Origin of the sequence: Dethiosulfovibrio russensis, from assembly GCF_021568855.1 — a bacterium.
In the GTDB taxonomy this organism is placed as follows: Bacteria; Synergistota; Synergistia; order Synergistales; family Dethiosulfovibrionaceae; genus Dethiosulfovibrio; species Dethiosulfovibrio russensis.
In genome coordinates this window covers 1-2,415 of sequence record NZ_JAKGUG010000025.1, presented here as the reverse complement: position 1 = coordinate 2,415, position 2,415 = coordinate 1, and the positions used below count along the sequence as shown (strand labels likewise).

The window sequence follows — 2,415 nt, the reverse complement described above, 5'->3', positions numbered from 1 at the left end:
CGACCTACTCTCCCACGAAGCGAATCGCAGTACCATCGGCGCTGGAGGGCTTAACTGCCGGGTTCGGCATGGGACCGGGTGTACCCCCTCCGCAAAAGCCACCAAGAATCTCTCCAAACTATATATAAGCTCCCTGACAAGGAACAAAGAAAACAAAAAGAGGTTAAGGCCTCGGCGTATTAGTACCGGTCAGCTCCACGCGTTGCCACGCTTCCACCTCCGGCCTATCTGCCCCGTCGTCTACGGGACGCCTTACCTGCTTACGCAGTGAGGTATCTCATCTTGGAGGCGGCTTCCCGCTTAGATGCCTTCAGCGGTTATCCGTTCCGCACATAGCTACCCAGCTTATGCATCTGGCGACACAACTGGTACACCAGCGGTGCGTCCACTCCGGTCCTCTCGTACTAGGAGCAGCTCTCCTCAAATACCTTACGCCCATGGTGGATAGGGACCGAACTGTCTCACGACGTTCTAAACCCAGCTCACGTACCGCTTTAATGGGCGAACAGACCAACCCTTGGGACCTGCTTCAGCCCCAGGATGCGACGAGCCGACATCGAGGTGCCAAACCTCCCCGTCGATGGGAACTCTCGGGGGAGATCAGCCTGTTATCCCCGGGGTAGCTTTTATCCGATGAGCGACGGCCCTTCCATTCGGTACCGCCGGATCACTAGGACCGACTTTCGTCTCTGTTCGACATGTCTGTCTCACAGTCAAGCCATCTTATACCCTTACGCTCTTCGGGCGTTTTCCATTCGCCCTGAGATGACCTTTGCGCGCCTCCGTTACTCTTTAGGAGGCGACCGCCCCAGTCAAACTGCCCACCTGACAATGTCCCGCTCTCCGATTCAGAAGAAGCGGTTAGAAACTTAACACAACAAGGGTGGTATCCCAACAACGCCTCCAGGAATACTGACGTACTCCCTTCTTAGGCTCCCACCTATCCTGTACATGATGTGTCGAGTCCCAATGCCAGGCTACAGTAAAGCTCCACGGGGTCTTTCCGTCCCACCACGGGTAACCGGTGTCTTTACCGGTACCACAATTTCACTGGATCCATCGTCGAGACAGCGCCCAAATCGTTACGCCATTCGTGCAGGTCGGAACTTACCCGACAAGGAATTTCGCTACCTTAGGACCGTTATAGTTACGGCCGCCGTTTACTGGGGCTTCGGTTCAAAGCTTCGCCCGAAGACTAACCTCTCCCCTTAACCTTCCAGCACCGGGCAGGCGTCAGACCCTATACGTCGGCTTGCGCCTTCAGCAGAGTCCTGTGTTTTTAGTAAACAGTCGCTTGGGCCTGGTTTCTGCGACCACCCTCAGCTCCACCAGCATTAGCTTCACCAGGGTGGCACTCCTTCTCCCGAAGTTACGGAGTCAACTTGCAGAGTTCCTTAACGATGGTTATTCCACTCACCTTAGCCTTCTCAGCCAGACCACCTGTGTCGGTTTCGGGTACGGGCGTTCTCTTCCTCCCTAGTGGCTTTTCTCGGCAGCGTGGCGTCAATGTCTTCGTGCTCGTAAGCACTCCCCATCAGGTCTCAGCATTATCAGGTAGGTGGATTTTCCTGCCTACCCTGCCTACTCCCTTGGACCGGCTCTTCCATCCGCCGGCTACACCTAGCCTCCTGCGTCACCACTTCGGTAATAACGTCCAAGAACGGGGCAGGAATGTCTACCTGCTGTCCATCGACTACGCTTTTCAGCCTCGCCTTAGGTCCCGCCTAACCCTGGGCGGATCAACCTTCCCCAGGAAACCTTGGTCTTCCGGTGAACAAGATTCTCACTTGTTTGTCGTTACTCATGCCTGCATTCTCACTTCCCATCGGTCCACCGCACTTTACAATACGGCTTCGCTCCGATGGCAACGCTCCCCTACCGATGTATTTACATACATCCCGTGGCTTCGGTGTCATGCTTAGCCCCCTACATTTTCGGCGCAGAGATCCTCGACCAGTGAGCTATTACGCACTCTTTAAAGGATGGCTGCTTCTAAGCCAACCTCCTGGCTGTTTGGGCATCTCCACATCCTTGCCACACTTAGCATGTCTTTGGGACCTTAGCCGACGGTCTGGGCTGTTTCCCTTTCGACCACGGACCTTATCACCCGTAGTCTCACTCCCAGGCTTCACGTCTCGGTATTCGGAGTTTAGTTGAATTTGGTAGGACCCCAGTCCCCCGCATCCATCCAGTGCTCTACCCCCGAGACGAAATACCTGAGGCTGCACCTCAATGCATTTCGGGGAGAACCAGCTATTACCCAACTCGATTAGCTTTTCACTCCTAACCACAGCTCATCCAAATCTTTTTCAACAGATACTGGTTCGGTCCTCCATGAGGTTTCACCCTCACTTCAACCTGGCCATGGCTAGATCGTCGGGCTTCGGGTCTACTACGTGAAACTTTCGCCCTATT

Annotated in this window: 2 rRNA genes; both read right to left on the bottom strand. The window is 54.7% G+C overall.

Annotation, left to right across the window (positions count from 1 at the left end):
* Positions 1 to 106, bottom strand: a 5S ribosomal RNA gene (rrf, locus tag L2W48_RS12850); the annotation flags it as partial.
* 53 nt (positions 107 to 159) lie between these two features.
* Positions 160 to 2,415, bottom strand: a 23S ribosomal RNA gene (locus L2W48_RS12845); the annotation flags it as partial.